The sequence below is a fragment of the Rhodopirellula sp. MGV genome (assembly GCF_002251265.1).
Lineage (GTDB): Bacteria > Planctomycetota > Planctomycetia > Pirellulales > Pirellulaceae > Stieleria > Stieleria baltica_A.
This window is the reverse complement of the sequence record NZ_NPDI01000072.1, coordinates 20,714-45,246: the sequence shown is the minus strand read 5'-3', so window position 1 is coordinate 45,246 and position 24,533 is coordinate 20,714. Positions and strand designations below refer to the sequence as shown.

General features: G+C 54.4%; 25 protein-coding genes. 9 read left to right on the top strand and 16 right to left on the bottom strand.

Annotated elements, in window-relative coordinates; genetic code table 11:
* The first annotated feature begins 38 nt into the window (after positions 1–38).
* The 6 genes from rpmI to pssA all read left to right on the top strand — a co-directional run bounded on the left by rpmI (position 39) and on the right by pssA (position 6,322).
* Positions 39–245, top strand: a complete 207-nt coding sequence (gene rpmI / locus CGZ80_RS24670; protein ID WP_094418353.1) for a 50S ribosomal protein L35 — start codon at positions 39–41, stop codon at positions 243–245.
* 114 nt (positions 246–359) lie between these two features.
* A complete protein-coding gene (gene rplT, locus CGZ80_RS24665) occupies positions 360–719 on the top strand; it encodes a 50S ribosomal protein L20 (protein WP_094418352.1) in 360 nt (119 codons plus the stop codon).
* Between the two features lie 294 nt (positions 720–1,013).
* A complete protein-coding gene (gene pheS, locus CGZ80_RS24660) occupies positions 1,014–2,045 on the top strand; it encodes a phenylalanine--tRNA ligase subunit alpha (protein ID WP_094418351.1) in 1,032 nt (343 codons plus the stop codon).
* Positions 2,046–2,126: 81 nt separating this feature from the next.
* Positions 2,127–4,205 (top strand): phenylalanine--tRNA ligase subunit beta, encoded by a 2,079-nt coding sequence (gene pheT / locus CGZ80_RS24655; protein ID WP_094418350.1) that lies wholly within the window; start codon positions 2,127–2,129, stop codon positions 4,203–4,205.
* A 1-nt stretch (position 4,206) separates the two neighbouring features.
* Positions 4,207–5,235, top strand: a complete 1,029-nt coding sequence (locus CGZ80_RS24650; protein ID WP_094418349.1) for a DUF4272 domain-containing protein — start codon at positions 4,207–4,209, stop codon at positions 5,233–5,235.
* Between the two features lie 154 nt (positions 5,236–5,389).
* Positions 5,390–6,322: a CDP-diacylglycerol--serine O-phosphatidyltransferase gene (gene pssA / locus CGZ80_RS24645; protein WP_094418348.1), complete on the top strand. Its 933-nt coding sequence runs from the start codon at positions 5,390–5,392 to the stop codon at positions 6,320–6,322.
* On the opposite strand, the gene CGZ80_RS24640 is transcribed toward pssA, so the two are convergent.
* The 11 genes from CGZ80_RS24640 to CGZ80_RS24590 all read right to left on the bottom strand — a co-directional run bounded on the left by CGZ80_RS24640 (position 6,314) and on the right by CGZ80_RS24590 (position 16,333).
* On the bottom strand, positions 6,314–6,676 hold the full coding sequence (locus tag CGZ80_RS24640; RefSeq protein WP_143544136.1) for a hypothetical protein: 363 nt from the start codon (positions 6,674–6,676) through the stop codon (positions 6,314–6,316). The two genes, pssA and CGZ80_RS24640, sit on opposite strands and share 9 nt — an antisense overlap.
* Positions 6,673–7,188: a hypothetical protein gene (locus tag CGZ80_RS24635; RefSeq protein ID WP_094418346.1), complete on the bottom strand. Its 516-nt coding sequence runs from the start codon at positions 7,186–7,188 to the stop codon at positions 6,673–6,675. Before CGZ80_RS24635 ends, CGZ80_RS24640 begins: the two co-directional genes overlap by 4 nt.
* Positions 7,188–8,018 carry a hypothetical protein gene (locus CGZ80_RS24630; protein ID WP_143544135.1) on the bottom strand — a complete coding sequence of 277 codons (831 nt, stop codon included), beginning with the start codon at positions 8,016–8,018 and terminating at the stop codon, positions 7,188–7,190. Before CGZ80_RS24630 ends, CGZ80_RS24635 begins: the two co-directional genes overlap by 1 nt.
* Before the next feature lie 5 nt (positions 8,019–8,023).
* Positions 8,024–8,521, bottom strand: coding sequence for a type IV pilin protein (locus CGZ80_RS24625; RefSeq protein WP_094418344.1), 498 nt, complete (start codon positions 8,519–8,521; stop codon positions 8,024–8,026).
* Positions 8,518–9,612, bottom strand: coding sequence for a type II secretion system F family protein (locus CGZ80_RS24620; RefSeq protein ID WP_094418343.1), 1,095 nt, complete (start codon positions 9,610–9,612; stop codon positions 8,518–8,520). Before CGZ80_RS24620 ends, CGZ80_RS24625 begins: the two co-directional genes overlap by 4 nt.
* Positions 9,613–9,643: 31 nt before the next feature.
* Positions 9,644–11,410: a GspE/PulE family protein gene (locus CGZ80_RS24615; RefSeq protein ID WP_198953784.1), complete on the bottom strand. Its 1,767-nt coding sequence runs from the start codon at positions 11,408–11,410 to the stop codon at positions 9,644–9,646.
* A 57-nt stretch (positions 11,411–11,467) separates the two neighbouring features.
* The gene (locus CGZ80_RS24610) at positions 11,468–12,022 is read right to left on the bottom strand and encodes a hypothetical protein (RefSeq protein ID WP_094418342.1); all 555 of its coding nucleotides are present in this window, start codon (positions 12,020–12,022) and stop codon (positions 11,468–11,470) included.
* A 2-nt stretch (positions 12,023–12,024) separates the two neighbouring features.
* Positions 12,025–12,576 (bottom strand): GspMb/PilO family protein, encoded by a 552-nt coding sequence (locus CGZ80_RS24605; protein ID WP_094418341.1) that lies wholly within the window; start codon positions 12,574–12,576, stop codon positions 12,025–12,027.
* 13 nt (positions 12,577–12,589) lie between these two features.
* A complete protein-coding gene (locus CGZ80_RS24600; RefSeq protein WP_143544134.1) occupies positions 12,590–14,080 on the bottom strand; it encodes a hypothetical protein in 1,491 nt (496 codons plus the stop codon).
* A 114-nt stretch (positions 14,081–14,194) separates the two neighbouring features.
* The gene (locus CGZ80_RS24595; RefSeq protein ID WP_198953783.1) at positions 14,195–14,638 is read right to left on the bottom strand and encodes a type IV pilin protein; all 444 of its coding nucleotides are present in this window, start codon (positions 14,636–14,638) and stop codon (positions 14,195–14,197) included.
* A 342-nt stretch (positions 14,639–14,980) separates the two neighbouring features.
* A complete protein-coding gene (locus CGZ80_RS24590; RefSeq protein ID WP_094418339.1) occupies positions 14,981–16,333 on the bottom strand; it encodes an enolase C-terminal domain-like protein in 1,353 nt (450 codons plus the stop codon).
* Between the two features lie 215 nt (positions 16,334–16,548).
* On the opposite strand from CGZ80_RS24590, the gene CGZ80_RS24585 reads away from it, so the two are divergent.
* Positions 16,549–17,232 carry an ABC transporter ATP-binding protein gene (locus CGZ80_RS24585; RefSeq protein WP_094418338.1) on the top strand — a complete coding sequence of 228 codons (684 nt, stop codon included), beginning with the start codon at positions 16,549–16,551 and terminating at the stop codon, positions 17,230–17,232.
* Positions 17,233–17,244: 12 nt separating this feature from the next.
* Here CGZ80_RS24585 and CGZ80_RS24580 read toward each other — a convergent pair whose 3' ends face one another.
* The 5 genes from CGZ80_RS24580 to CGZ80_RS24560 form a co-directional block, all read right to left on the bottom strand.
* Positions 17,245–18,129 carry a methyl-accepting chemotaxis protein gene (locus tag CGZ80_RS24580; RefSeq protein ID WP_143544133.1) on the bottom strand — a complete coding sequence of 295 codons (885 nt, stop codon included), beginning with the start codon at positions 18,127–18,129 and terminating at the stop codon, positions 17,245–17,247.
* A 182-nt stretch (positions 18,130–18,311) separates the two neighbouring features.
* Positions 18,312–18,683 (bottom strand): response regulator, encoded by a 372-nt coding sequence (locus CGZ80_RS24575; protein ID WP_094418336.1) that lies wholly within the window; start codon positions 18,681–18,683, stop codon positions 18,312–18,314.
* Positions 18,684–18,753: 70 nt separating this feature from the next.
* Positions 18,754–19,305 carry a hypothetical protein gene (locus CGZ80_RS24570; protein WP_094418335.1) on the bottom strand — a complete coding sequence of 184 codons (552 nt, stop codon included), beginning with the start codon at positions 19,303–19,305 and terminating at the stop codon, positions 18,754–18,756.
* A 45-nt stretch (positions 19,306–19,350) separates the two neighbouring features.
* On the bottom strand, positions 19,351–21,369 hold the full coding sequence (locus CGZ80_RS24565) for an ATP-binding protein (protein ID WP_094418334.1): 2,019 nt from the start codon (positions 21,367–21,369) through the stop codon (positions 19,351–19,353).
* Positions 21,370–21,377: 8 nt separating this feature from the next.
* A complete protein-coding gene (locus CGZ80_RS24560) occupies positions 21,378–22,028 on the bottom strand; it encodes a hypothetical protein (RefSeq protein WP_094418333.1) in 651 nt (216 codons plus the stop codon).
* A gap of 386 nt (positions 22,029–22,414) precedes the next feature.
* Between CGZ80_RS24560 and CGZ80_RS24555 the strand changes: the two genes are divergently transcribed.
* Together CGZ80_RS24555 and CGZ80_RS24550 are read left to right on the top strand one after the other, a co-directional pair.
* Positions 22,415–23,617, top strand: coding sequence for a Tm-1-like ATP-binding domain-containing protein (locus tag CGZ80_RS24555; RefSeq protein ID WP_094418332.1), 1,203 nt, complete (start codon positions 22,415–22,417; stop codon positions 23,615–23,617).
* A gap of 60 nt (positions 23,618–23,677) precedes the next feature.
* A complete protein-coding gene (locus CGZ80_RS24550) occupies positions 23,678–24,508 on the top strand; it encodes a phosphoenolpyruvate hydrolase family protein (protein ID WP_094418331.1) in 831 nt (276 codons plus the stop codon).
* Positions 24,509–24,533: the final 25 nt, after the last annotated feature.

Here is a 24,533-nt window from a genome sequence, read left to right as displayed (position 1 = left end):
AATAGCTCACATTTTCCTGTACACCCACTAATGGAACGATGGGAACTAAGATCAAGACCCACAAGGGTACGAAGAAACGATTTCGGTTGACCGCTAAAGGCAAAGCAATGCACCGCCAAAGCGGAACCAGCCACTTGGCATGTGGTCTGAGCAAAAAACGTCGCCGCAACTTGCGCGGAACGACTGCTCTGGACACCTGCATGGAAAAGACCATTCACGCTGCATTGAATGGCAACAGCTACTAAGCTGCCTTAAATCAAACAAGTTTTCCCCAATTGGATGGGCGATCGAACATCAGCTGAACGCGTTTGGCGAACAGTTGGGGCCTGATTCCAATACAAATCTGAAGGAATGCACCGATGCGTGCAACTAACGGTGCCGCTCGTCGGCAATCGAAGAAACGTCTTTTCAAACGTGCAAAAGGCTATCGTGGTGGACGCGGTAAACTTACCCGTACCGTCAAAGAAACGTTGCTGCGAAGTGGCGTGTACGCTTTTCGTGACCGTCGTGTCAAAAAGCGTGAATTCCGCCGCCTGTGGATCACCCGTCTGAACGCTGCATGCCGTATGCACGACATTCGCTACAGCGAGTTCATCTTCGGTCTGAAGAAAGCGGGTATCGAAATGGACCGCAAGACCTTGTCGGAAATGGCGATTCACGACGCCGACGGTTTCAAGGCTGTTGTCGACAAAGTCAAAGAAGCTCTGGCCGCCGCTTAATCGGCAGCAAGCTGACTTTATCCTGGGCGTGAAGGAATCGGTGACGACCAGTTCATCGACGACCGCACGCCCAGTCCTGTTCCCTCGTTCTCGCGAACGATTTCAGGCTTGGTTGCATCTCAATTTGTGGCGAATACGTTTCGCCACTTTGTGATCGAGGTGCCTCTCACCAGCCGGCCGCGATGAAAGCGATGCCGGGGTGCGTTGTTGCAAGGGATGTTCTATTCTGCTGCACGCGTTCCCTGAACGTACGCCCCGATCCCCAACGTCTTCGCGTTCAAACTCTAGTGACCCATGTCTCTCAAAGACTTTCTATCGGCACTCGATTCTCTTCAGTCTGAAGCCCTTGGCACCCTCGAAGGTGTAGCTGACGCAGAGACCTTTGAGGCCGCGCGAGTCAAATACGTCGGCCAAAAGAAAGGCGCCCTCAAAGACATCCAAAAGCAAATGGGTGTTGTCGCTCCGGAGGATCGCAAGTCCGCCGGAATGAAGCTGAACGAGGTCAAACGAGCAATCGAAGATGCCGTCGAGCAGGCACAAAAACGTTTAAAAGGCGGCGACGATCAGTCGGGTGATCCGACCTTTGATCCCACGCTGCCAGGGATCCGGCCGAGCATTGGTCACGTCCACCCAATCACACAAACCATCAATCACTTGATGGAGATCATGGGGCGGATGGGGTTTGAAGCGGCCGAAGGTCCCGAGGTCGAGGACCCGCACCATAACTTTGTCGCGCTCAATATTCCCGAAGACCACCCGGCACGTGACCCGCTGGATAACTTTTATCTAGCGACAGCCGCATCGGGAGCCGAGCGTCAAAATGTGGAAGGCACACGGTTGCTGCGCAGTCAAACCAGCACGGTGCAGATCCGTGTGATGGAAAACAAGCAGCCGCCGATCCGCGTGATCTCGTTGGGACGCGTCTATCGTCCCGATGCGCCCGACGCCACGCACTTTCCGATGTTCCACCAGATGGAAGGGTTGTACGTTGACACCAACGTGACGATGGCCAACCTGAAAACGGTGCTACGGATCTTCGCGACGAACTACCTCGGTGGCGACGTCGAGATCCGCTTCCGCCCCTCGTTCTTTCCGTTTACCGAGCCCAGTGTCGAAGTTGACTTTTACTGGGACGGCAAATGGATCGAGTTCGGTGGTGCCGGAATGGTTGATCCGAACGTTTTCCGCGCCGTCGGCTATGACCCCGAAAAGGTGTCCGGGTTCGCGTTCGGCCTGGGCGTCGAACGGCTTTGCATGCGGCGCCACGACATCAAAGACATCCGCGACCTTTACAGCGGTGACATGCGATTCCTGTCGCAGTTTTAAATCCTTCGGCGCGACGGTTCGCTTCGCAACCAGTTGCGCTGATCTTGATGACTCCTTTCCACTAGCGATCTTAGATCTCAAATGTTGGTTTCCTGGAACTGGCTCAGCCGCTACGTCGACTTGTCGATGGATCGAACCGAATTGGAAACCAGGCTGAGTCTCAGCGGACTCAACCACGAGGAGACCGACTCGTGGAAAGACAATCCGGCGCTAGTCGAAGGCGACTATTGCATCGACCTGGAAGTCACCAGCAACCGCGGTGATTGCTTGGGGCACATCGGCGTTGCTCGCGAAATCGCGGTGTTGTTCGATCTGGATTTGAAAGTCCCTGATCCGAAGCTGTCGACTTCAGCGACTGACGTGAATTCGTTGTTGAAGGTCGACAATCGCTTTGCGGAGGCTTGCCCACGCTACACCGCTCGAGTGATTCAGGGCGTCAAGGTCGGCCCCAGCCCTGATTGGTTGGTCGAAGCGTTGCGTTCAGTATTTTGGCGTCGCAACAAAGACCAAAAGGTCGAATTGCCACAAAGCGTCAATAACATCGTCGACGCGACTAACTACGTGATGATGGAATGCGGCCAGCCGCTGCACGCGTTCGATTATGCGAAACTCGCAGGGCAGCAGATCGTCGTCCGTCCTGGTCAGCCCAAGGAAACGATCACGGCGATTGACCACCGTGAGTACGAATTGGACGAGTCGACCTGTGTGATCGCCGATGCCAATCATGCTTGTGCTGTCGCTGGCGTGATGGGTGGCGCGGATTCGGAGGTGACTGAGTCGACGACAGACCTCGTGATCGAAGCAGCCATTTTCACGCCGCTTTTTGTTCGCCGTTCCGCACGTGCTTTGAAGCTGCACAGCCCTTCGTCGTATCGCTTCGAGCGTCGCGTCGACCCCGTCGGACTCGATTGGGCCAGCCGACGTGTGTGTGAGTTAATTGTTGACATCGCAGGCGGCAGTGTCGCCGAAGGTCTCATCGACACCGCTCCAGACGTCCAGCCCAACCCGCCGGTTGTACTTCGTTTGTCGCAGATCGAGCGAATCCTTGGGATCAAGGTCTCTGCTGACGAGACAACGCGAATCTTGAACGCGCTGGGCTGTGAAACGAAAATCAAAATTGGCAGCGACGAAGGCTCATTCGTACCGCCGACTTGGCGTCATGACCTGTCACGCGAAGCCGACTTGATTGAAGAAGTTGCTCGGGTTCACGGGTATGAAAAGATCCCGGAAGACAGCCCGATCCCGGTGGCGCCGAGTAGCAAGCGTCCATTCGATGTGGCGGCCGAAAAGATCCGCCATACGTTGACGGCCTCCGGGTACAGCGAAGCGATGACGCCAAGTGTTGTTCGCAAGGTGCTTGATGACGCGCTCTCGGTGTGGACCGAGCGGCCTGCGCTTGTCACGCAGACCGCGATGCTGAAAGGTGCCAAGACGATTCGGCGGTCGTTGCTGCCCAGCTTGTTAGAAGCTCGCGCGAACAACTGGGCATCGGCATCAATCGAAGCCAACCTGTTCGAAATGGCTCACGTTTATCTTCCCGATCAAGCCGCCGAGGGATTGCCAGAGGAGCACTACAGTGTCGGCATAGTGTCCGGCGAGAACTTCTTCGTGGTCAAAGGCGCTGTCGAAACACTTTGCCAATCGATGGGCATCGGACAATCATTCGGTGTCAAACCAAAGCCAATCAAAGGCTTTGTCGAAGGCCAAGTCGTTGAATTGACCCTGGGCGATGATTGCTTGGGGTACTTGGGTGTTGTCGATCCTAAAACGCTGAAGCAATGGAAGTTGCCCGGCAATGTTGTCGTCTGTGAACTATCGATGTCGACGCTGATGGACCATGCTCAGCTGGTGCCTCAGCAACAATCGGTGAGTATGTATCCGTCGGTCGAACGCGATTTGAACTTCGTCATGAAAGAATCGGTTCGCTGGAATGATTTGGAATCGATCGTTCGCTCGGCAGTCGGCGATCAATTGAAGGCGGTGACCTATCGCGAAACGTATCGCGATGCCGAACGCGATGGCAATGACAAGAAACGCATCTTGATGACGGTCCAATTGCAACGCGACGACGCGACGCTGAGTGGCGACGAAGCGGACGCACTCGTGCAGGCCGTGATCGGCAAATGCAAGAGTGAACTCGGCGCCGAACTGTTGGGTTAAGATGCCCGTCAAAGTATTCGCCTACTGCACCAACCGCGACGCCGCATGGCCGGACTTTCCGCATCAGCCGGAGCAACGTCGCGATCTTTCAACGCCGGGTTTCGATCAGCATTTGATCGAGATGGTCACGCAGATTTTCGAGAAATCGGGCGGCGAGATCAGCCAATCGGTGTACGGCGTTTGTCGTCACTTGCAACGGACCAATGTGATCCTGACCTTCGATGTCGAAGCGGAATTCTTGGAAGCGATCGCGCCTTGGGCTTGGAATGCGAACGCGATTCTATTTTTGCCCGATGGCAACATTCGTGATCCCAACGGTGCGGTCTTGGTTGAACGGGAAACGATGCAGCCCGACCCGAGTGCGCAGTTGCCATACCCGCAGGACGCTCGGCAACGTAAGGCACAGAATGAGCAAGAACTACGCAACCGCCAAATCGACACGCCGGATGCGTTGCCGCCGGTAGTTGGGCTGAATGAAGTTCACTTGCGAGCTGCTGATGACGTCGCTTGGCGGGCGCTGGCACTGTTCGTGGTGGCGGTCCGCGCCGAATCGTTGGCAAGCGGGAATCCGATTTCGGAAGAGGCGTTGCGTCAGAAACAACCGCTGGCGTTCCAAGCCCTCACGCCTTGGGAACAGCAGTTCATCAGTGATGATTCTCCTGCAGAAGAAGACATTTCGGCGGCCGGTTGGCGTTACGAATCATTGGCCACGCTCCAATGGGTGCTGGGAATGACACCGTCGCTGCCTTTCCCAGATGTGATTTGTGACGTTCCTGCGGCAGCGACATTGATGATGTCGGTGTCGGCGCGAGAATTTGTCGCGGGTGCAAAATTGCGACCGGTCGACCAAATCCTTGACGCGATGGATTTGAATTACCGATTGCTTTGGGCGGCGCGTCAAGCAACGGTTCAATCGGTCGATCCGCCATCCGGAATCGAGGGCGGCGTCATTGCCGAGAGGCAGCATTCGCTAAACTGGTTGACCTGCTTCGAAAATGCAGAATGGGACAACGTGGACATTCCGAGCTGACAGGCTCTTACCGTCCAAGCGATATGCCAGCCAGATTTCTTGAAAGTCGGGGATTCTGGCGTGCCGGTTGCAGCGATGCTTGCAGCGTATTTGATTGATTGAAACCGAACCACAGCAGTAGGTCTGTGATGATGCCAACGACAAAGGTTGGGCGATGAGTGAACTGAAAGGCGAATTGCGTCCCATCCCTGACGAAGAACAAGAGCTCGAAGACGGCGAAGGCCCTCCGTTGTCGGCAAAAGACTTTCGACGCCAAAAACGTCGCCGCCGTCGGAAGCTGATGTTGGCGGTGCTGCCGACAATGTTGACACTCGGTAACGGGATGTGCGGGCTAGCGTCGATCGCGGTCGCCGTCAGCGGACCTGAGCTCGGCCTGCCGCTGGAGCAGAAATTGTTCGCGTCGGGATTGCTGATCTTCGGCGGAATGTTGTTCGACGCACTCGACGGCTCGGCGGCCCGAATGACAGGGCAGGAAACCGAATTCGGTGCCCAGCTCGACAGTCTTTGTGATGCTGTCACGTTCGGCACCGCCCCGGCGGTGATCATTTGGCGGATCAGTGATGCGTTACCCCAGCGATTTTTGTGGGCCTGTGGCGTGCTGTTTACGCTTTGCGTCTTGATTCGCTTGGCTCGGTTTAACGTCGAAACCGGCGAAGACGACACCCACGAAACCTTTGAAGGGCTACCCAGCCCGGCGGCCGCCGGGACGTTGGCCGCCTTCGCGTTGGCAATGCCGGAGCTTAAAAGTATCGCCGAAGAAGCGAGCTATTCAGAGCACCTGCAATGGGTTGCCGAGAAGATGTTGATCGCATCGCACTATGTGATTCCAACACTGGCGGGTGTGTTAGCATACCTGATGGTGTCCCGATTCCAATATCCACACTTGGTCGCCCAGTATGCTCGCGGGAAGCGGTCGCTGCATCAGATCGGTCAGGCATTGTTTGTCGTGGTGGTCGCGATCTTTATCCACTGGATGGTCTTGCCGATCGCGTTCTGCTACTACTCGTTTGGCACTCCATTGAAGTCATTGTTGTTGTCACGCAAAGATTCCTCGCCACTCGATGCGGCGACCAATCATTCAGAATGACTTCGGCAGGGGCGGCAGCGACAGCGCGTCAGCATCTTCGCGTGCCGAAACTGTCCACTGACTAGCATTTAAACGCTGATACGTGACTCGATAAATTCGATTCGAGTTATCGATGTCAGCATCAAATCGGAAATCAAACGATGTTGCTGGCGGGTCACCAGTTTCCAGCCGTTGGCACGCGATTGCCAAAACGCTTACCGGACCATGGACGAATGCTTCTCGCTTGATCCGTGCTTGTTCGATTTGCAACGCGGTGGTTAAGTAACGCGAGTGAACCGCTGCCAGAGCACTTGATGTCAGAATCAAGATCATCACCACCAGTAATGCGTACCCGCGTCTTGTAGAGCGTTTCATTGCGAAGGCTTTGAGGTATCGAAGGTATACGTTTCGGTGAATCGCCCCAGGCCTAGGGTGAGCAAAAGCTGTACGTGATCGCCTTGGTCATCAACTTGCCACGCTTGAACGGAGTGTGTCAACACATTCGAATGCGACCCGAATGGATCGGAACGGATTAAGAGTTCTTGCTCCGATTCGTAAACGATGACACGGTCTGGCGGCATCCAATCGGCTCGGTTGTTTTGATCGCCGTCAAAACATAGTCGAAGGGTCGTGCGATTGGTCGATTCGATCCCAACCAGTGTTCCAACACTCCGTTCTCCCAGCGGCTGGTCCGGATCACAGCCGGAAAGGTCACGTCGAAGTGATTCGACTGTCAAGCGAGCTTCCGTGGCCAATCGTGTGCGGGCAATGTTTTCGCTCATTCCCCGTGACAAATCCACGGAGATCGAAGCGGACACGACCGCCAGCATCGCGACTAGTCCGGTTGCGATAGTGACTTCAAGTAAGCTGGTCCCGCGTCGCCGCATCAGTTCAGCTCCACCGTCACGGAGACGCTTCCATCGGACGACTGGATCGGCGGGGCCACAATGTCAAACGACCGCCGTGAGCGCAGACGCACCGCGTCACACACAATCGTTGGGCCGGAGCCAGGTGTGTCGATGACTTGGACCGCAATCATCGATCCCCGCACGTGGTACACGCCCAATCGCTGCCAATAGAGTCCGTCGATTTCGGTGTCACGGGTATCGACCGTTTGATCGACATCAATTGTGTCGGCAAACGATCCTGCGAAATAGACACGGTGCCGTACGGCCACGCCAAAGTCGGGTGATCTTGGGACGTGCAGAAGCAGTTCATATTCGCCATCAGGTACATTTGAAAAAACGTAGGCAGCGAACGATCCGTGCGATTGATCCGCAGAGAGTCGCGTGATGGTGTTTCCAAAACTGTCTGGTACGTTGCTCTGCGTTTGCCAAGGCTGACTGTCTTGGGCATGGTGCGAATAGAAATTCGGTCCACTATTGTCGACGACTCGATCGAAACCGGCTTGGAAAGGGGTTGGCATTTTCGCGATCCTTCGCTCATCGACTTCAAGATCCGCGAACACACCTAACTTTCTCGCCCAAGCTGCTTCGGCAGGCTCTCCCAGCGAATTCGGGTTGATGGAGATCGTTTGCGATGGTGGCAAAGTGTTTTGCAGTCGAACACTTTGACGCGTGGCCACCACTGAGAGGCTAAACAGACCACTGGTTGCGATTGCCAACAAGACCATCGCAACCTGCACTTCAAGATAGGTTGCAGCCAGACGTGACCTTTGCGAAGTCCTGCGGTGTAGCGGAAGTTGCGAGCCAGTCATGGTGATTACACCCCTGGCGTCAACGTTAGTGGCTTTCCTAGCCAGTTGCCGGAGGATCGAGCGACCTCGCCGGTGACTTTTCCGGTCTCGTCAATGCCGAAGCTTCCGTGCCAAACACCGGAACTGCCGGACGAACCGCCCCTTTGAAGATTGCGACGTGTCGCTCGGATCGAAAAACTCTCTTGATCGGCCATGCGGATCGAAAAATCGTATCGTCCTGAGCCCTGAAGAAGATCTTCGCTTAGCAGATCCGCGTCGACCAAGTCGCTGATGTCGTTGGCGTAGCTTCGGTGATCCAGCCAGTAGAAGCGTTGTGCGCTTGCGATCGATCGAAGATTGGCGATGGCTAGATCTGCATGTGACTGTTCCATCGTGTGCATGACGCTTGGTGCGGTGAACGCCAGTAACACCGCTAAAATGGTCATCGTGACAACGACTTCGATCAACGAAAACGCGCGAACGTATCGGCGACTCAGAAAGGAACTGTATCGACGAGGGATCAATGGACATTCCCCGCCATTTCGAACATTGGAATATAGATGGCCAGCATGACCACGCTGATAATTCCGCCCATCACCATGATGATGATCGGTTCGGTCAGCTTGGTAACTCGCGTTACAAAGGCTTGCGACTTTTCGCGATAGTACGGCGCGATCTCCTCCATGACTTTGCCCAGTTGAGCTGACTCTTCGCCGACACGAACCGCGTTGATCATCATCGTGGTAAACAGTCCGGATTCTTGCAAACCGTCGGCAAGGCTGCGGCCGGCGGCGAGACGATTACGGGCATCCAAAATCGCTTCACGGAACGGTGGCTGCGCGGCAAAGAGATCGGCAACCGTCTGCATTGTTTCCAGCATCGGAACGCCGCTGCGCAACATCAACGCGAGATTGGACGCAAAGCGGTACATCGACGACTGAATGACAAGATCGCCAACGATGGGAATCGCCACCAACAGACTAGTCGCGTAGTGCCGTCCCGGTCCCGTTTTCAACCAGCGACGGAGCGCCCAAACGGAAAACACGAGGACGCCGAACGCATACAAACCGTAGGTGGCTAAGGTGTCGCTAATCTCCAGCACGAACAGTGTCACGCCGGGGAGTTTGGCACCCATTTCATCGAACATTTCGCCAAACGTTGGTACGACGAACCACAGCATTGCCAGAACGACTAATACGGCAACGAAGATCAAAACGCAGGGGTAGATCATCGCCCCGACGACCTTGCGGCGCGTGTCGGCCAATTCGCGAATCTGTTGGTTCAGATCGGCAAGCACTTCATCCAATTTGCCAGTTGCCTCGCCGGTCGCAATCATCGCGTTCCAATGCATCGGAAACAGATCGCTGGACGATTGCATCGCGATATGAAGCCGAGTGCCTGATGCGACACGGTCGGCGACGTCGTCCATTGCCTGTGAGAGGGTCACGCTTTGGTTTTGTGCCGCCGCAAGCCGGATCGCTTGCAGCAACGGTGTTCCCGACGACAACAGCGATCCTAACTGTTGGAAAAAGGTCATCTTGTCGTCGAGGTTGGCTCGTCGGTGTTTTTGCGAGGCGGTCCGCGCCCGTTTTAGGAACCAACGATCGAGAGACATGATGAGATGGTGGTATGGTAAAGAGTTTGGATTAAGGATCACTGCAGAGGCCGATCGCCTCTTCGAGACTCGTCATCCCGTCAACGACTTTCACTAATGCGCTTTGGGCTAGCGATTTCATACCGCTTTTCGCAGCCAAACGTTTCATGTTCCCGACCGATTCACCGGACTGGATCATGTCTTTGAGTTGCTGGTTAATGCGGATCACTTCGAAGACAGCAACGCGGCCTCGATAACCGGTTTGTCGACAGCGCTCGCAACCCACGGCACGAAAGACTGGAACGTCACGCGGAATGTGGTACCGCTTGCTGGTTTCTTGATCGAGGTGATACGGGATTTTGCACTCGTCACAAAGTCGACGAATCAGACGTTGGGCAACAAGCAGACGCAACGTATTGGCAAGCAGGAACGGTTCAATTCCCATGTCTTGCAGGCGAGTCACGCTGCTGAGCGCGTCATTGGTATGCAAGGTGGAAAATACGAAGTGCCCCGTGAGTGCCGCTCGCATACAAATTTCGGCGGTTTCCGTATCGCGGACTTCGCCGACCATAATCACATCGGGGTCTTGGCGAAGAAATGCACGTAACGCGCTGGCAAAAGTCAGACCAACCTTGGAGCGTGTTTGAACTTGGTTGATTCCTTCGAACTTGAATTCGACAGGATCTTCCACCGTACAGATATTCGTTTCGCTATCGTTTAGTGCGTTCAAGCACGAATAGAGTGTCGTACTTTTCCCGCTCCCGGTCGGACCGGTAACAAGCATTAAACCGTGCGAACTTTGGATCGCTTCGACCAGATCTTTGTGTTGGCGTCGATCCAAGCCAAGCTTCGTCAGGTCATGTGGCAACGCATTCTTGTCGAGTACACGCATCACGACTTTTTCGCCATACACCGTTGGGCAGGTGTTGACGCGCATGTCGACGCGTTTCTCGCCCGAGCGAAGTGCAATCGCGCCGTCTTGTGGCAACCGACGCTCCGCGATGTCCATCTTGCTCAATACTTTGAGGCGGCTGATCACGCTGCTAAGTAGTGACGTCGGTGGGGGCGAAATTTCGGATAGGATGCCATCGACGCGCAACCGCACGCGACACGCGTCCTCATAGGGTTCGATGTGAATGTCGCTGGCGCCGTAGGAAAGAGCTTGTTCAAAAATCCCGTTGACATAGCGAATGATTCTGCCATCTCGGCCCGGCGGTGGGGCTTGGTCAAGGTGAATGATCTCGGTGGCTTCGGCTGCTTCTTCGTCGTCGAGTTCTTCAATTTCCTCGACTTCTTCGAAACTGGGGGATGACGTCGTCGGCAGAGAAGCGTTCCAGCCTCCTTCCTCGTACAGCAAATTGAGAAGTCGTTCAATCACCGAAAGCGGTGCAAACATCGGACGCATTTGGCGACCGGTCAACAGCTTGACTTCGTCCGCAAGTAACAATGAATCCGGCGAAAAGACGGCGACCTCCAACACGTTGCCATCATCGTTCAGTGGTGCGATCAAATGGTCACGGCAAAGTCGGTTGGGAAGGATCGACGCGATCGAAGGATCGATCGGCGGCGGAGTATTGATCGGCGGGTCGAATAACGGAACCAAGTAGTGTTCTGAGTAGCAACTCGCGATTTGCGTTTCGTTGGCCAACCCACAACGAATGATTTGCTCTTCGATGGTTGCTTCGCTTTTGCCAACCGATTGCCACAACTCTTCCAAGCGTTCAGGATCCAGCGACTCGATACGATCGAGTAGCTGAATGATCAGCGGATTTCGGTTGGAAGGTAGTGTCGCCGTTGACATGTTCTTTGCCGCTTTCATGATTTGGAGTGCCCCTTTTCCAAATGTTCGCGATGACAGATCGTTGTTGCTGCGGATCTATTGAAGCGTGAGGTCAGGTGGAATGTTGTGAGTGTGTACTAGGTGATTTTGATCACCGATCGAGATGACGACCGAATCGTGATTGATCTTTGTCAGGGTGCCCGCAATGTGGGACCAGCCTGGGATGGAAATTGCATCGCCGAGTTGATGGACTCGACCATTGAGAATGCCCCACGACTGTGAAGCTGTTGTGCCGATACCGTCCAGCGAGACGGCCTCGCGAATTTGTGAGGTACTTGGCATTTTCAAACTCGACTTGGCCTCGCTACGAGTTGCCAATAGCGGTCTGTCGAGACTTGAGGGTTCGCTTTCGCCACTGGTCTTTTCGCCAGTCTCGGTCACGACGAGAACCTCTTCGAAAGGATCGCGTTCACAAGGAATCGGTTCGCGGAGTGGCTCGATCGCGTTCGGCTTCCAGCGGACCGCTTTCGCACGAACGATATCGTCGTCGAGATTCAACGGTTCTTCCGGTGGCAAGCTGAGGTAGCCTGCGAAGCCTGCTACCGTGACCATAAGCATTCTCGCGATTGGTGTGATCGATCGAGCTTTCATCGCTACGCTTGCTCCTTCAAGACGCGAAGGGAAAGCTGCATCTGTGGTCGATCGCCGCCGCGATTGTTCGGCTGAATATGGATTGTTTCGACTCGAACCAATTGAGGTTGTGATTCCAGCTGAAATACCGCCTGGCTGAGTTCTGCGTAGGTGCCGGCGAGATCGATTGCGACCCGAACCGTGTAAAGCGTCCCGAGACGTTGCGGTGGATCCGCATTGAGGTGTTGGATCTCAACGGGCAGGTCGCGAAAAAGTTCGATCAGTTGGCTGTTGACGACATCATTGCCTGGTTCTTCAACGATGGCAGATTCGAGCGGCTTTAACGCAGTTTGAAGCAGTTCGACTTCTTGCCGCAATTCGCCTTGGTCACGGAGCAGAGTGGTTTCGCGTTGTGTGTCACGGATGTGGTTTTGCAGCGGATCGTAAACCACAAGACACATCAGAAACAGCGTCACCAACGCGATCGCCAACCGCATTCTCAACGGGTCGCGTAGCGAGCGCGACAATTGTCGCAAATCGTTTCGCCAGTCGCTTTGTTTTCTTACTTGTTCCATGGTGCGGACGTGATCAACCCTTCGTAGGATCCGAAGTTAATACGATTGAAAATTGCGTCCCCTCGACGCCGGTGGTTTGTGAATGTGTACGACGGATGTCAGTCATTTCGACGCTACGAAAGGATTCGCGGACGCTTTGAAGGTTTGCGATCACATCGGAAAGCTCTGTCACCGACTCAGGAAGTTGCCCGTCGGAGGCAAGAACGCATTCGGCATTTAAGACTAGCTTGGTCGGTGTTTCTCGGACTTCACGTTTCCGCTTTTGCGGCATCATTGCGGTGCCGCGGACTTCTGTCAGACGCGTTCCATGCGGAAGTGCCGAGGCGATTTCCGCGAGCAATGGGCTCCAACGAATTCGTTTTTCAAGAAATTGGCTTACAGCAGACGCACGCGCGTTCAATTGATCACGTATTTGCCGAGGGTTTACCCTCTCGTTGTTGTTCAGTGACAGCTTGTCATCCAGCACTGCCAGGCTGGCGGCGATCTCTCGTCGCTCGGAACGATGATGCCCCAATCTTTTGACAAGAACGAACGCCACGAGGCAAACGGCCGCGAGGTAAACGAAGACCTCTTGGTATGGGATCAGCTTGATCAAACGTGTCGCTGGTTCGGTCTGACGAATGAAATTGAATTCGGATGGGTCGTTGTCCCGTCGACCTTCGATACATGACCGTGCGATGTTCGGGGCCTGCATTGATGGCGTATCGAACCATGAGTAGCCATTCGGCAAATTCTGGGCGAGCCATTGTTGGTCATTGAGCGATTGCAGTTCCTTGCGACCGTAAATCAGAACCGTTTCTGGAGGTTGCTCGACACCACATGCACGGTGCCCTGCTTCGATCGAACGGACGATTGAAACGATGCCTCGTGCTTCGTCGCCTGGTGGCAGCGGAATGCTTTGCCAATGAATAGGGCGAACGCCTTTCGTCATTACACCCAGCACGCTGTTTTCCCCCAGGAAGATTCGGGTCGCGATGCGATCGCTACGATCATTTCTGGCGCTGTCGGCGGCGCAAATCAAAACCGACGCCGCCGGACGTAGGCAGCGCAGTTGGACGCCGCATCGCTGCATCGCCGCAGAAATTTCACCAACGCGATCATTGGACACGGCGACGATGCTTACCAAAGGCCTGCGGTCCGCTTGCCAATTCAAGACATCGATCGATAGCTGATCCAGTTTGGCAGTTGTGCTTCGTAGCGATTCTCGAAGCAGTGTCCTTGGGCTTGCGTTGCCGCCACCACTATTGACCGGTCGAGTCGCGAAGTAACACTCGCTAGTCGGGATTGCGGCGAAGACTTGGACGGCAGAAGGCGATTCGATTTCAAGGCCGACCAACAGCTCTGAAAATGCGGCGGAAAGATCTTTTTGATGCAACGAAACGTTCGCTGCCGCAGTTTTGGCTTTCCCCCAGACTCCGTCTTTGAGCCGGCAGCCATACAAGTGCTGGCGTCCAAAGAGAACTCCGATGGCAATGGGGTTCGATTTTGAAAGAAGGTGGCCCATCGATTGCAATCTCGCTACAAAGCCGTTTGCCGGATACGAAATTGGGCGGCCCACAAAACAGTGGTACCGCCCAAGACCAATCAAATCGGGCGTGATGCCCTGTCCAACTCGCGATCAAGTACTCTGCGGGTTGATTTCGGTGTCGATCGTACTCGTTGCCGAGTCGTAGCCGTCTTCGGTAAACGTGACGGTGTAGGCGCCATACCCAGAGCTTGCGCCGGAACGGGTGAGTGTCAACGTCCATGAGTCTTCGAGGGTGCCGGTGGAACCTGCACCGACAGATCCAACGCTAAAGTATTTCGGCGGGGCTTGTTCCATGTCCAATTCAGTCAGATCAGACGCATAGGTTCCTTGGCGTGCTTGGTAGCGTTCTTGTGCCGCGCGAACACTGGCAAGGTATTTGAACGATTCCGACGCTTTACTGCGTTCGACGCTCTGCAGCAGGCGAGGAACGCCGAATGCCGCGAGCACGCCGATGATGATCACAACAACTGACAACTCGACAAGCGAAAATCCCTTGCGGGACTTCTTGGGGAAATAGATGAATTTGTCAGCCACAACGGGCCTCCCACGAGCAAGTGATTCTTCTTTACAAATGGCCTCCTTCGGATTCGTCCCTGTCGTTAACGGCGGCGAATCTCGTTGAGTAAGAAAGTGATAGGACACCCCTGGTAGAGTGTCCGGAAACCCTTCCGGAAAAAATGGGACCGGGCCTAGCGAGGGGACTCACCGGTGTGATTTTTTTGGGTTGTAACGATTCAGGCAATCGAGGGAGGCCTTTGAGGACTGGGCACGGATCGCCCAGGCAATTCGCCAAGAAAGTCCAGGCGGTGCGCCAGAAAAGAAGGGGGCAACGAAAACGCTTTCAGCTCTGTACGTCAGCCCGTTGCCCTGGCGGCCTCAGCAGGCAGACAGACCCAACCCGTCCAAACATCTGGTGTCCATCGAACCGTCACGGACCGAAAAGATGCCCGGAAATCGTTGTTCCCAGCCACGGTTCGCTGCCGGGCAGTACTGTCTGGAATTGGCTTCGATCGCGGCAACACCGGGAATGTGCGCGGCTAGGCCAGCCGAATGGATCAATGATGCGCCGGGACAAGTGAGGTCTTGGACACACAAAAACATGCCGAGCTTCTTGATTGCGACAGCCATCAATAGCGATTGGGTTTGCCCTTTGCAGGCTTTCAAAGCTGCCCCGGTGTATCCCATGTCACGGGCGAGCAGTAGCGTTTCCAGGTCCGTCAGTGATTCATCAATCACGACCGGTTTGATTGCCGCGGCGCGATGCATTTTGTTGTCCGGATGGGCTTGCAAGTCACGCGCGGTCGGTTGTTCGACGTATTGAATTCGATCAAATCCTTGGGGCGATGCCGCTTTGATTCGTTCCAGGACTTCGATCAAGTAATCGACATTCGGGCAACGCTCGTTAAAGTCCAGTGAATAGTGCCATGTATCGATGCCGCGTTCGGACTGGACTTCTGACGCGATCCGATCGACTTTGACAACACGTTGAACATCCCAGTTCACATCGTCGCCATTTAGTTTGATCTTCATATGAGTCAAGCCGTTATGCCGAATCCACTGGGCCAGCGTGTTTGGCAATCCGTCATCCGTCGGCGTGGTCAGCTCCATTTCGTCGAGCGGGTCGAGAGCGCCGACGAGGTGGTAAAGTGGCATCGAAGGTTTGGCCGTTTCGCTAACCGAATTGGAGATCCATTCACCACGATAGTCTTCACCGAGGTAGTGTCCCGCATCATGTGTCATCCACTCGGGACCATAGGTTTGGTAGCAGTTCACACCATGCAGTTTGCCGTATGCGTCGTGGATCGCTGCGTCGAAAGGGCTGCCAGTGACGAGCGCGGCCAGCTTTGGTATCGGCGGATCAAGGTTCTCCCGATTTGATAATGCCGTCGCGTTTTCGAGAAAGCGATGTTCGAGTTGGACTCCCAGATCGACGGGATGCCCAAAGTCATCGTGGTCGCTAGCCAGTTGCGCGAACTGGTTGGCAAGCGTCGTCATCGAGCCTAGCGTTTCGTCGTGACTGCGAGTTTGGGACGGATAGGCCCAAATGTTCGACAGTGGCATCGATCCAAACCCACGCCCTGTTTTTCCTTCGCGTGAAACGACGTCGATATGAACATTCAAAATGGTTGCCTGGTCGACCTCGACCCCACCAAACTTCATCACCGTCCGATAGTCATAGTGTTCGAAGTCAATTGTCACACGAGTGATGCGAATGTCCGTTTGCTTCATCGGTCGTTTCAGGGGAGGCAATCAAGGGGGGAAGGTTCCCAACGAGTTTACAGTTCCTGCGTCTTGAAGTCGTGACGTGGCAAAGAAATATTCGCACCGACCAGCATTGCGAAGCATTGAGCGGTCACAAGAGTACGTCGGTTGGCCTGCTCGAACGTGGGTGTTCGATCGGTTAAGCTGTGTTGTTGCCAATATCCTCCATCGATTGCAAATCCATGACGACGCTACGAGTCGAACATCTTCGAAAGACCTTCCAATCGGCGGGTGAACCGTTGCACGTGCTGCGTGACGTTTGTATGGAAGTCTCGGGCGGGCAGTCATTGGCGATTGTCGGCCCGAGCGGAAGTGGCAAGAGTACGTTGCTTCAGATTCTAGGTGCTTTGGACCGTCCCGAGGGCGGAGCATACACCGTGGATGGTGAAGACCCCTTCCAGCTTGATGATCAAGCGATAGCGCACTGGCGGAACCAAAAGATCGGCTTTATTTTCCAAGACCACCATCTGTTGCCGCACCTTTCGGTCATGGAAAACGTTTTGGTGCCCACGCTTGCCGGGGGACGTGCGACAGAGCCCTTGATTGAGCGGGCTCGGGAGCTGCTCGATGCGGTCGGATTGTCACAGCGGGTCGACCACCTGCCGGGAATGCTCTCGGGCGGTGAACGAGAACGCGTGGCGATCGCGAGGGCGTTGCTGATGAGCCCGGCATTGATTCTGGCAGACGAACCGACCGGGAATCTGGATCGCAAAACGGCCGAAGCGGTGACCGAAGTTTTGCAACAGTTGCAAAAAGAAAACGGTGCGATCTTAATCTGCGTGACGCACAGCGAAACGCTCGCGACGGCAATGGATCAGCAGTATGAGTTGATCGATGGCAAGCTGGTTGTACCTGCGGTCGGCTAGGCCCAACCAAAATTAGAACAGGACCACTTCACCGGCTTCGACGTGTTCTTCTTCTTGTCCGTCATGGCCGACTTCTTCGCTAATGTCTGCGAGACAAGAGTCGATGACCTCGCGATTTTCGAACAGTGCGAGGAGTTTTTCGATGTCGTGTTCGGCGCGTTTGAGTCCCTGAGCGACGGGGTCTTGGAACTGGAGGTAGGAAAGGGTTTCGCGTGACCGTTGCAAAATTTCGTTGTTGCGTGTTTCGGTTGTTTCCAAGACGCGGCTGAGTAGGGTCGAGATCGATTGCGTCTCACGTCGAACGTCTGTCATCTCTGCCCGAAACTCTTCGGAAAACTCCGAAAGAGATTGTGCGATGGCGACCGTTTCGGATTCGAGCAGCGGCATACCTTCGACAAACTCAGCAACCGATTCGGCGATCGTGTGGTTGGCTTCTTCGACACATTCGCTGAAGGATTTCATTTCTTCGCCCAAAATCGCGAATGCCCGTCCGTGCTCGCCCCCAAGTCGACTCGCTTCGATTTGTACGTTGAACGCGAGGACTTGGCTTTTCTTCATCAAGTGCGCGGTTTGCTTTGCCGCGTCATGGATTCGCCTGGACGTTTGATTGGCCATGCGGACGAGATCAAGTTGCTGTGAAAAGCAGCTTTCGACGCGAGTCACTAGCGACTCGATCATCTCGGATTGGTGTTCGATCGCCTCGGCGATGGTGCGTTGATTCTTGTCGGATGAATCGACGTCTTGATCGTCGTCACGAGCGTGTTTGGGATCGGGCTCGGTGCGCACAAATTTCGCCAGCGAGGACCGCAGTTCGTCATTGCCGGAGGTGGCGGTCTCTACAATCGCGATGACAAGTTGTCCGATGTTTAGCGCAGCGTCCTCGGTGGTCGAACGCATCTTCGTCAAATCTTTGATGATTCGCGCAGTGACTCTTCGACAAAATCTAACTTGACCGAACGTCGCGGTGAGTTTTGAAAAACCGAACATGATTTACCTAGTTCGTCTTTTCGTATCGATACAAGATGGAGATCTCATAGGTTTGCGAATGGATTCCTATCCTTGCAGACACGGTGGGTGGTTCAGTTGGCATTGGTCAATTTCTTGACCGCGGCGACAAGCATGTCGGCTTTGAATGGCTTCACGATCCAGCCACATGCGCCGGCCGCTTTCGCTTTCGCGATCAAATCCTTAGCCCCTTCAGTGGTCAGCATGATGATGGGAAGTTTGGCGAACTTGACGTCTTTTTTGACTTCAGCCACCATTTCGATTCCGTTCTTATTGGGCATGTTGACATCACATACGACGCAATCGACGCCTCCAGATTTGATCTTGGCAGCACCGTCCACGCCATCGACAGCTTCACTGACAGTCAATCCCGCTTGGGACAGCGCTGCACATACCTGCTGGCGAACGGTCGCCGAATCATCAACAACTAGGACGTTTGTACTCATGGCGTCTGATAGGGGTAACTAGGAATAGTAGTGGTCGTAGAATTCTGGCTTACTGCGATGGGAGTGCTGACTAGAAAAAGTGCAGACTTCCCTCATCAGCCGATACCAAATCAGGGTGGTGTTCCCACGACAGCGCTGGATCGACATTGACGTGTAGAAGCACAATGACAACTCCAAAGTCCAAACGGACGGCTTGGATAGTTTGTTGATCACAGCCGGTGGTGAACCCGAGTTGTAATCCGCGAACGGAGACGGGAAGGCCCATCTGGCAACTCACGTCGTATGCGGCAATACGGTTCTTGAAGCGACCGGCAAGCTGGTTGGCCAACTCTCCTGCCCAGTCGGTCGGGCATTGCGCTGACCCTTGACAGAGCTTCGAGATTGTTTGGGCATGGGTCAGCAGACCGATGGAACAACGGAGACCGGAACCGCAAATCCCGATCGACGAAGTCACCATTTCTTTGTTGGTACAGCAAGCGTCCGCTTCGCAATGCAGCAGCTCCGCGGATTCTCTGCGCGTCATTATTTTCGGTTGAATTTCCGAATCACAATAGAAATCGAATAGTTCGGAAATCGCATTGCTGAATTCCTCGTCGATCACTTCGATTGCAGGTCGTGACATATCTAATCTCTTTTCGTCGTGGAATCCTTCAATTCGCTCGCAGGTTTAAGCTGCGGTGATTTGGAAATCGGCTTCGAGTCCGTATGACGCTAGTAAACGCTGCGTTTCTGGAGCCATCGATTGAAGCGGAAAAATGAAACGGTATTCGGTCCCTTCGCCTTTTCGGCTGCTGATTTCGATGTTCCCTCCCAACGCTTCGGTCGCTTCTTTTAGTGCCCCCATGCCAATTCCCCGTCCGCTTACTGAAGTGATGGAGTTGGACGTTGAAAGGCCGTTGGCGAACACCGCGTTGAGCAGATCCGAGTCGGATTGATTCGGCAAATTTCGGTCTTGGGCGATCTGAGCAACCTGTTGCCAGTCGATTCCTCGCCCATCGTCGGCGACGCTGACAATGAATTCACTGCCCTCAATCAATGTTGTCAGAGTTACCGTTCCGCTGTCGCTTTTTCCCATCACCCGTCTTTCATCGGCTGCTTCCAATCCGTGATCGACTGCGTTGCGAATGGCATGGATCAAGGCCGACCAGAAAGGGCTCCAGTGCGTTGGCTCCGTACGCAGATTTCCTGCACGGATGATGACGTCGATGTTGCCTTTTCCCAATTGCTTCGCAATCCGTTTTGCCTGATTGGACACACGATGAAGTCGCGTTTCGGTCGGTTCAAGTTTCCATGCGGCGACACGCATCGCGAGTGTTTCAATTGGCTCTCGATTTAGCAGCCCTGAAAGTAATTGGTTATATTGTTGATCGGTGAGTCGATATTCATTGCCAGTGTCGCTGATCAGCCTTCTTAAATTCCCCCGAACCTGTGCCCAGCAGCTAAATAGTTCGGTCCACACCTTCCCCTGAGGGATATCGTCCAATTCAGCGATTGCCGATTCGACCTTGTGACAAGCATCTGAAAGTCGGTCGAGTCCAAAGATCGCCGCGTTGCCTTTAAGGGTGTGCAGACGGCGTTTCATCAGGATCAAATCCTCGCGACATTCACTGCGTAGACATTCGATCAATTCGGACGCTTCATGGAAGAATTCAAGGAAGCCCGTACGGTCATTCGTGATTCCTTCCAGCATCCGAATTAATTCTCGGCTATCCGATTCGAGCTTTTGACGTTCGACTTCGGCTGTGATGTCTGTGATCACAATCGTTAGGTGAGAGAGTTCGTTTTCTTCGACTGGGTGGTATTGCAGCGACAGCGTTTGGCCGGTGAGATTTAACCGTTTGGGAAGCTGGTCAATGGTTACTTCGACGGGCATGATTCCGTCGAAGACTTCGTCGAGTCCGAATGCCAACCACTCGGCGGCTTGTGCGTCTACCTTGGCGATCACGTCCGATAGTTTCGCTTTGGTTTCGAACCTACCAAGCAGTCGTGTCACTGCCCGGGAACGCTCGTCTTGGATTCGTCCCTGGCGGTCAATCGTTAAAAAGCCTTGGTCAACCGAATTTAGAATCATGCTCATGTCACGATTGCGTGCTTCCAGCTCAGCTGTCCGTAGACTGACGATTTTTTCTAAGCCAATCACATTCTCGAAGAAACTGCGCGCGATAAAAATCGCGGCGACTGATTCCAGCACGACAAATGCGGCATGCACGGCAACAACCCACAATGGGGCGTCATAATTGAAAACGCTTGACGGCAGGAAAAACCAAAGCATCAAGTGGTGTGTCGTCGCGGTCAAAGCCGCAGCGATGATTACCATCGGATTGGCGAAGACGGCCAACAACGCGATCAGCACAAAGAAATAGAAGTGCATTTCGATTTGCACTGGCCCTTGGCCGAAATGGGCCAATAGGCCGCCAAGGAACATCGCGGAGATTCCAATGACGACCGATATCGCACGTTTGGACTGGAGGGTCCACAACGCGGTCAACGGACCAAGCACCGCTAGCGTTGTTAGCACGGTTGCTTCGATCGCCCCGGTGTCGTTGAAAAAGGCGATCGTCGCGAACACCGGAATGTGAAACGCGAACACAATTGCGAAGATCCGATTCATGCGCGCAAGGTATGCGTCTTCGAAGTCGGAAACCGTCGCCGGCAACACGATGTAGCGGGCAAGTGAAGCAAACATGATGTGAACTACTCCGGTTTGTATTTGAGTCGCAGTGGATCGACAATGTCTTGCAGATCACGCGAAATCGCACAGCCGTAAACCGGCAGCGATTCGATCGTCTCGCCATTTTGAAGCGAGGCGATGATGGATTCGTCCTGGTATCCGAGGCCCTGTTTGCGAGCCGTATAGCCTCCCGAATACAGGAGCTCGCCATCGGTTCGGAAAGCCAGCAGGAGCGGACTCGATTCGATTCCGTACTCGGCCGTCAGTTGTTCTGGACTGACGAGTGTTGTTCGATAGCCTCGCGCTTCGGATTGAGACTTCCATTGACGATCCTGTCCGACCAACAACATGCTTTCGTCGACGTCCGCCGACGGAGAACGATCAAGGAGGTGACGTAGAACACGACGAGAACAAGGGCAGTCGAGGTTGATCACATGAATCACCTGCAATTCGTTATGTCGGGAAGCGATGTCAGTCAACAATGCAGGCGAAAGTTTTGAACCGGGTTCCGGTTTCGGCAAAGCGACCCAATGAGCAACCATCAATAGTGAAGTGATCACACTTAGCGCAACTGCCCAAATCGTGATCGCGAACTTTCCGCCAAGCGATCGCAGGCTGGTTGTCCAGGTTGGCAGCTGGTCTTTCGACGCCGTTCTTTCAAACGAATGGGTCATGTGAGAAAACAAAAAACGGGAGGCAAATCTGCATCGGAGGGTCGTTCGGACTCCAGTGCCGGTTTCAACGGTTGAAGCGTTCATGCCACGATCGAAGAGATTGCCGGAGGTTGCCCACGCAATGGTTCAACGCAACTAACGCACGGGCGCACGCAGAGAGGGTGAACTGACCAAAGAGTACGTAATTCTCGCGAGGACTTTCCCCCGTCGATCAGCACTGCGCACCAACGCACTTTCCGACCGAGCAATGACGCACATCAGGATTGGCGATTCTTGGGTTGCGATTGGTGTATAACTCGGGCTGAGTCTTTCGTTCTGTTGGCCCGATCTGTTGTCCCCGGTGCCGAGCCCTGCAACATTCAAATCCAAGACTGAAAGGACAGTTGATGGAACCTGCGATCTACGCCATTGCGACGATGGATACTAAAGGCATCGAGTTAGATTTCGTTGCGCAGTTGATTCGTGACGCGGGGGTGTTGGTACGCACCCTCGATGTCGGGACGATGTCAGATCCCACGGTATCGCCCGATGTCGATCGAGCCACTTTGTTGGGGAGTCGACGATTACCGCAAGGAGATCGCGGTGAAGCGATCAAAGTGATGTCAGCCTCGCTGCGGGACTACCTCGTTGACGAATGGGAGCAAGGCCGCGTTGCCGGCGTCATTGGTCTGGGGGGCAGCGGGGGAACATCCTTGATTACGCAGGCGATGCGAGCGCTGCCAATCGGATTGCCAAAGTTGATGGTGTCAACGGTCGCCAGCGGCAACACGGCGCCCTATGTCGATTGCAGTGATATCACGATGATGTTTTCGGTGGTGGATGTGGCCGGACTGAATGTTGTTTCCAAGGCAGTCTTCGCCAACGCGGCCGGCGCCATCGTCGGTATGGTGCGACGCAACGGAATTGAACGTGCGAGGAAACAGACTCTTGCGATGACAATGTTCGGCGTGACAACACCTTGTGTCACCTCGGTTCGTGAAGCGTTTGAAATGAGTGGCTACGATTGTTTGGTTTTCCATGCGACCGGTACCGGAGGTCGTGCGATGGAACGTCTCGTAGGTTCCGGGATGATCGATGGTGTCTTGGACATCACCACAACTGAAGTGGCTGATCAAATCGCCGGCGGAGTCTTTCCTTGTGGAGAGCATCGTTTCGAAGCAACTTTGCATGCCAGATTGCCTTTGGTGCTAAGCCTCGGCGCTTTGGACATGGTCAACTTTGGCACCAGAAATTCAGTGCCGGATCGCTATCAAGGGCGTTTGTTTCATGTTCACAATGAACAAGTCACGTTAATGCGAACGGACGAAAACGAGAATCGCCAATCTGCGAGATGGATCGCGGACAAGCTCAATCGTTCGACATCGCCATTGACGGTCGTCATCCCAGAAGGCGGCGTCTCCGCCCTCGATGCCCCAGGGCAAGCGTTTTACAATCCAGAGGTCGATCGAGTTTTATTTGATGAACTCGAAGAGTCGCTCCTGGTCAGCGAGTCACGGCGGGTGGTGCGATCACCGTTTCATATCAATGATCCTGAGTTTGCCGCATGCTTGATCGATGAATACAACAAGCTGATTGCCAGCGATCGATAGTGGTACTCGCTCGAGTACCCTTCACGCTACTTTCCCTACACCCTCCAAAGATTGAATTCCATGGCTGAATCAAGGACGTCCATCCTGCAACGTCTGCGCACGAAAGTACAACAAGGTGACTCAATCATCGGTGGCGGTGCGGGGACCGGAATCAGCGCAAAATGCGAAGAGGCAGGCGGAATCGACCTGATCGTGATTTATAACTCCGGACGATTTCGAATGGCCGGTCGCGGATCACTGTCTGGGTTGATGCCATACGGGAACGCAAACCAGATCGTTAAAGAGATGGCTTACGAGGTCTTGACGGCGGTTGACCACACCCCAGTGCTCGCCGGTGTCTGTGGGACAGACCCCTTCATGCTCCGCGATCAATTCTTGCGCGAGCTAAAGGACATGGGATTTGCGGGAATTCAGAATTTTCCTACCGTCGGTCTAATCGACGGTACCTTTCGGGCGAACCTCGAAGAAACCGGAATGGGATTTGGACTGGAAATCGAATGTATTGCCGCCGCACATTCGATGGACCTGCTGACGACACCCTACGCCTTTGATGCCGAACAGGCCAAATTGTTGACCGAAGCTGGTGCCGACATCGTCGTCGCGCACATGGGGTTAACAACAAGCGGGACAATCGGTGCGCAAACCGCACTCACCCTTCAAGATAGCGTCAGCAAGGTCCGCGAAATCGCCGAAGCGGCAAAGTCGGTCCGCGAAGACGTGTTTGTCCTCTGCCACGGCGGCCCGATCGCGATGCCGGAAGATGCTGAGTTTGTACTGCGCCACGTCGATTCGATCGAAGGGTTTTATGGTGCCAGTTCGATGGAACGATTGCCAACCGAAGTCGCGTTGACCGACCAAGTCAAGCGGTTCGCCAAGATCCGGCGTGCTTGATCAACGTCGGCCTTCTTTTTTGCAA

Coding starts and splice junctions, on each gene's coding strand:
- CGZ80_RS24555 (WP_094418332.1), top strand. CDS start 22,415: ATGGAACCTGCGATCTACGCCATTGCGACGATGGATACTAAAGGCATC.
- CGZ80_RS24620 (WP_094418343.1), bottom strand. CDS start 9,612: ATGTCTCTCGATCGTTGGTTCCTAAAACGGGCGCGGACCGCCTCGCAA.
- CGZ80_RS24635 (WP_094418346.1), bottom strand. CDS start 7,188: ATGCGGCGACGCGGGACCAGCTTACTTGAAGTCACTATCGCAACCGGA.
- CGZ80_RS24600 (WP_143544134.1), bottom strand. CDS start 14,080: ATGGGCCACCTTCTTTCAAAATCGAACCCCATTGCCATCGGAGTTCTC.
- CGZ80_RS24650 (WP_094418349.1), top strand. CDS start 4,207: ATGCCCGTCAAAGTATTCGCCTACTGCACCAACCGCGACGCCGCATGG.
- CGZ80_RS24575 (WP_094418336.1), bottom strand. CDS start 18,683: ATGAGTACAAACGTCCTAGTTGTTGATGATTCGGCGACCGTTCGCCAG.
- CGZ80_RS24640 (WP_143544136.1), bottom strand. CDS start 6,676: ATGAAACGCTCTACAAGACGCGGGTACGCATTACTGGTGGTGATGATC.
- CGZ80_RS24565 (WP_094418334.1), bottom strand. CDS start 21,369: ATGTTTGCTTCACTTGCCCGCTACATCGTGTTGCCGGCGACGGTTTCC.
- CGZ80_RS24550 (WP_094418331.1), top strand. CDS start 23,678: ATGGCTGAATCAAGGACGTCCATCCTGCAACGTCTGCGCACGAAAGTA.
- pheS (WP_094418351.1), top strand. CDS start 1,014: ATGTCTCTCAAAGACTTTCTATCGGCACTCGATTCTCTTCAGTCTGAA.
- CGZ80_RS24580 (WP_143544133.1), bottom strand. CDS start 18,129: ATGCGTTCGACCACCGAGGACGCTGCGCTAAACATCGGACAACTTGTC.
- CGZ80_RS24615 (WP_198953784.1), bottom strand. CDS start 11,410: ATGAAAGCGGCAAAGAACATGTCAACGGCGACACTACCTTCCAACCGA.
- CGZ80_RS24610 (WP_094418342.1), bottom strand. CDS start 12,022: ATGAAAGCTCGATCGATCACACCAATCGCGAGAATGCTTATGGTCACG.
- pssA (WP_094418348.1), top strand. CDS start 5,390: ATGAGTGAACTGAAAGGCGAATTGCGTCCCATCCCTGACGAAGAACAA.
- rpmI (WP_094418353.1), top strand. CDS start 39: ATGGGAACTAAGATCAAGACCCACAAGGGTACGAAGAAACGATTTCGG.
- rplT (WP_094418352.1), top strand. CDS start 360: ATGCGTGCAACTAACGGTGCCGCTCGTCGGCAATCGAAGAAACGTCTT.
- CGZ80_RS24560 (WP_094418333.1), bottom strand. CDS start 22,028: ATGACCCATTCGTTTGAAAGAACGGCGTCGAAAGACCAGCTGCCAACC.
- CGZ80_RS24605 (WP_094418341.1), bottom strand. CDS start 12,576: ATGGAACAAGTAAGAAAACAAAGCGACTGGCGAAACGATTTGCGACAA.
- CGZ80_RS24585 (WP_094418338.1), top strand. CDS start 16,549: ATGACGACGCTACGAGTCGAACATCTTCGAAAGACCTTCCAATCGGCG.
- CGZ80_RS24630 (WP_143544135.1), bottom strand. CDS start 8,018: ATGACTGGCTCGCAACTTCCGCTACACCGCAGGACTTCGCAAAGGTCA.
- CGZ80_RS24590 (WP_094418339.1), bottom strand. CDS start 16,333: ATGAAGCAAACGGACATTCGCATCACTCGTGTGACAATTGACTTCGAA.
- pheT (WP_094418350.1), top strand. CDS start 2,127: ATGTTGGTTTCCTGGAACTGGCTCAGCCGCTACGTCGACTTGTCGATG.
- CGZ80_RS24570 (WP_094418335.1), bottom strand. CDS start 19,305: ATGTCACGACCTGCAATCGAAGTGATCGACGAGGAATTCAGCAATGCG.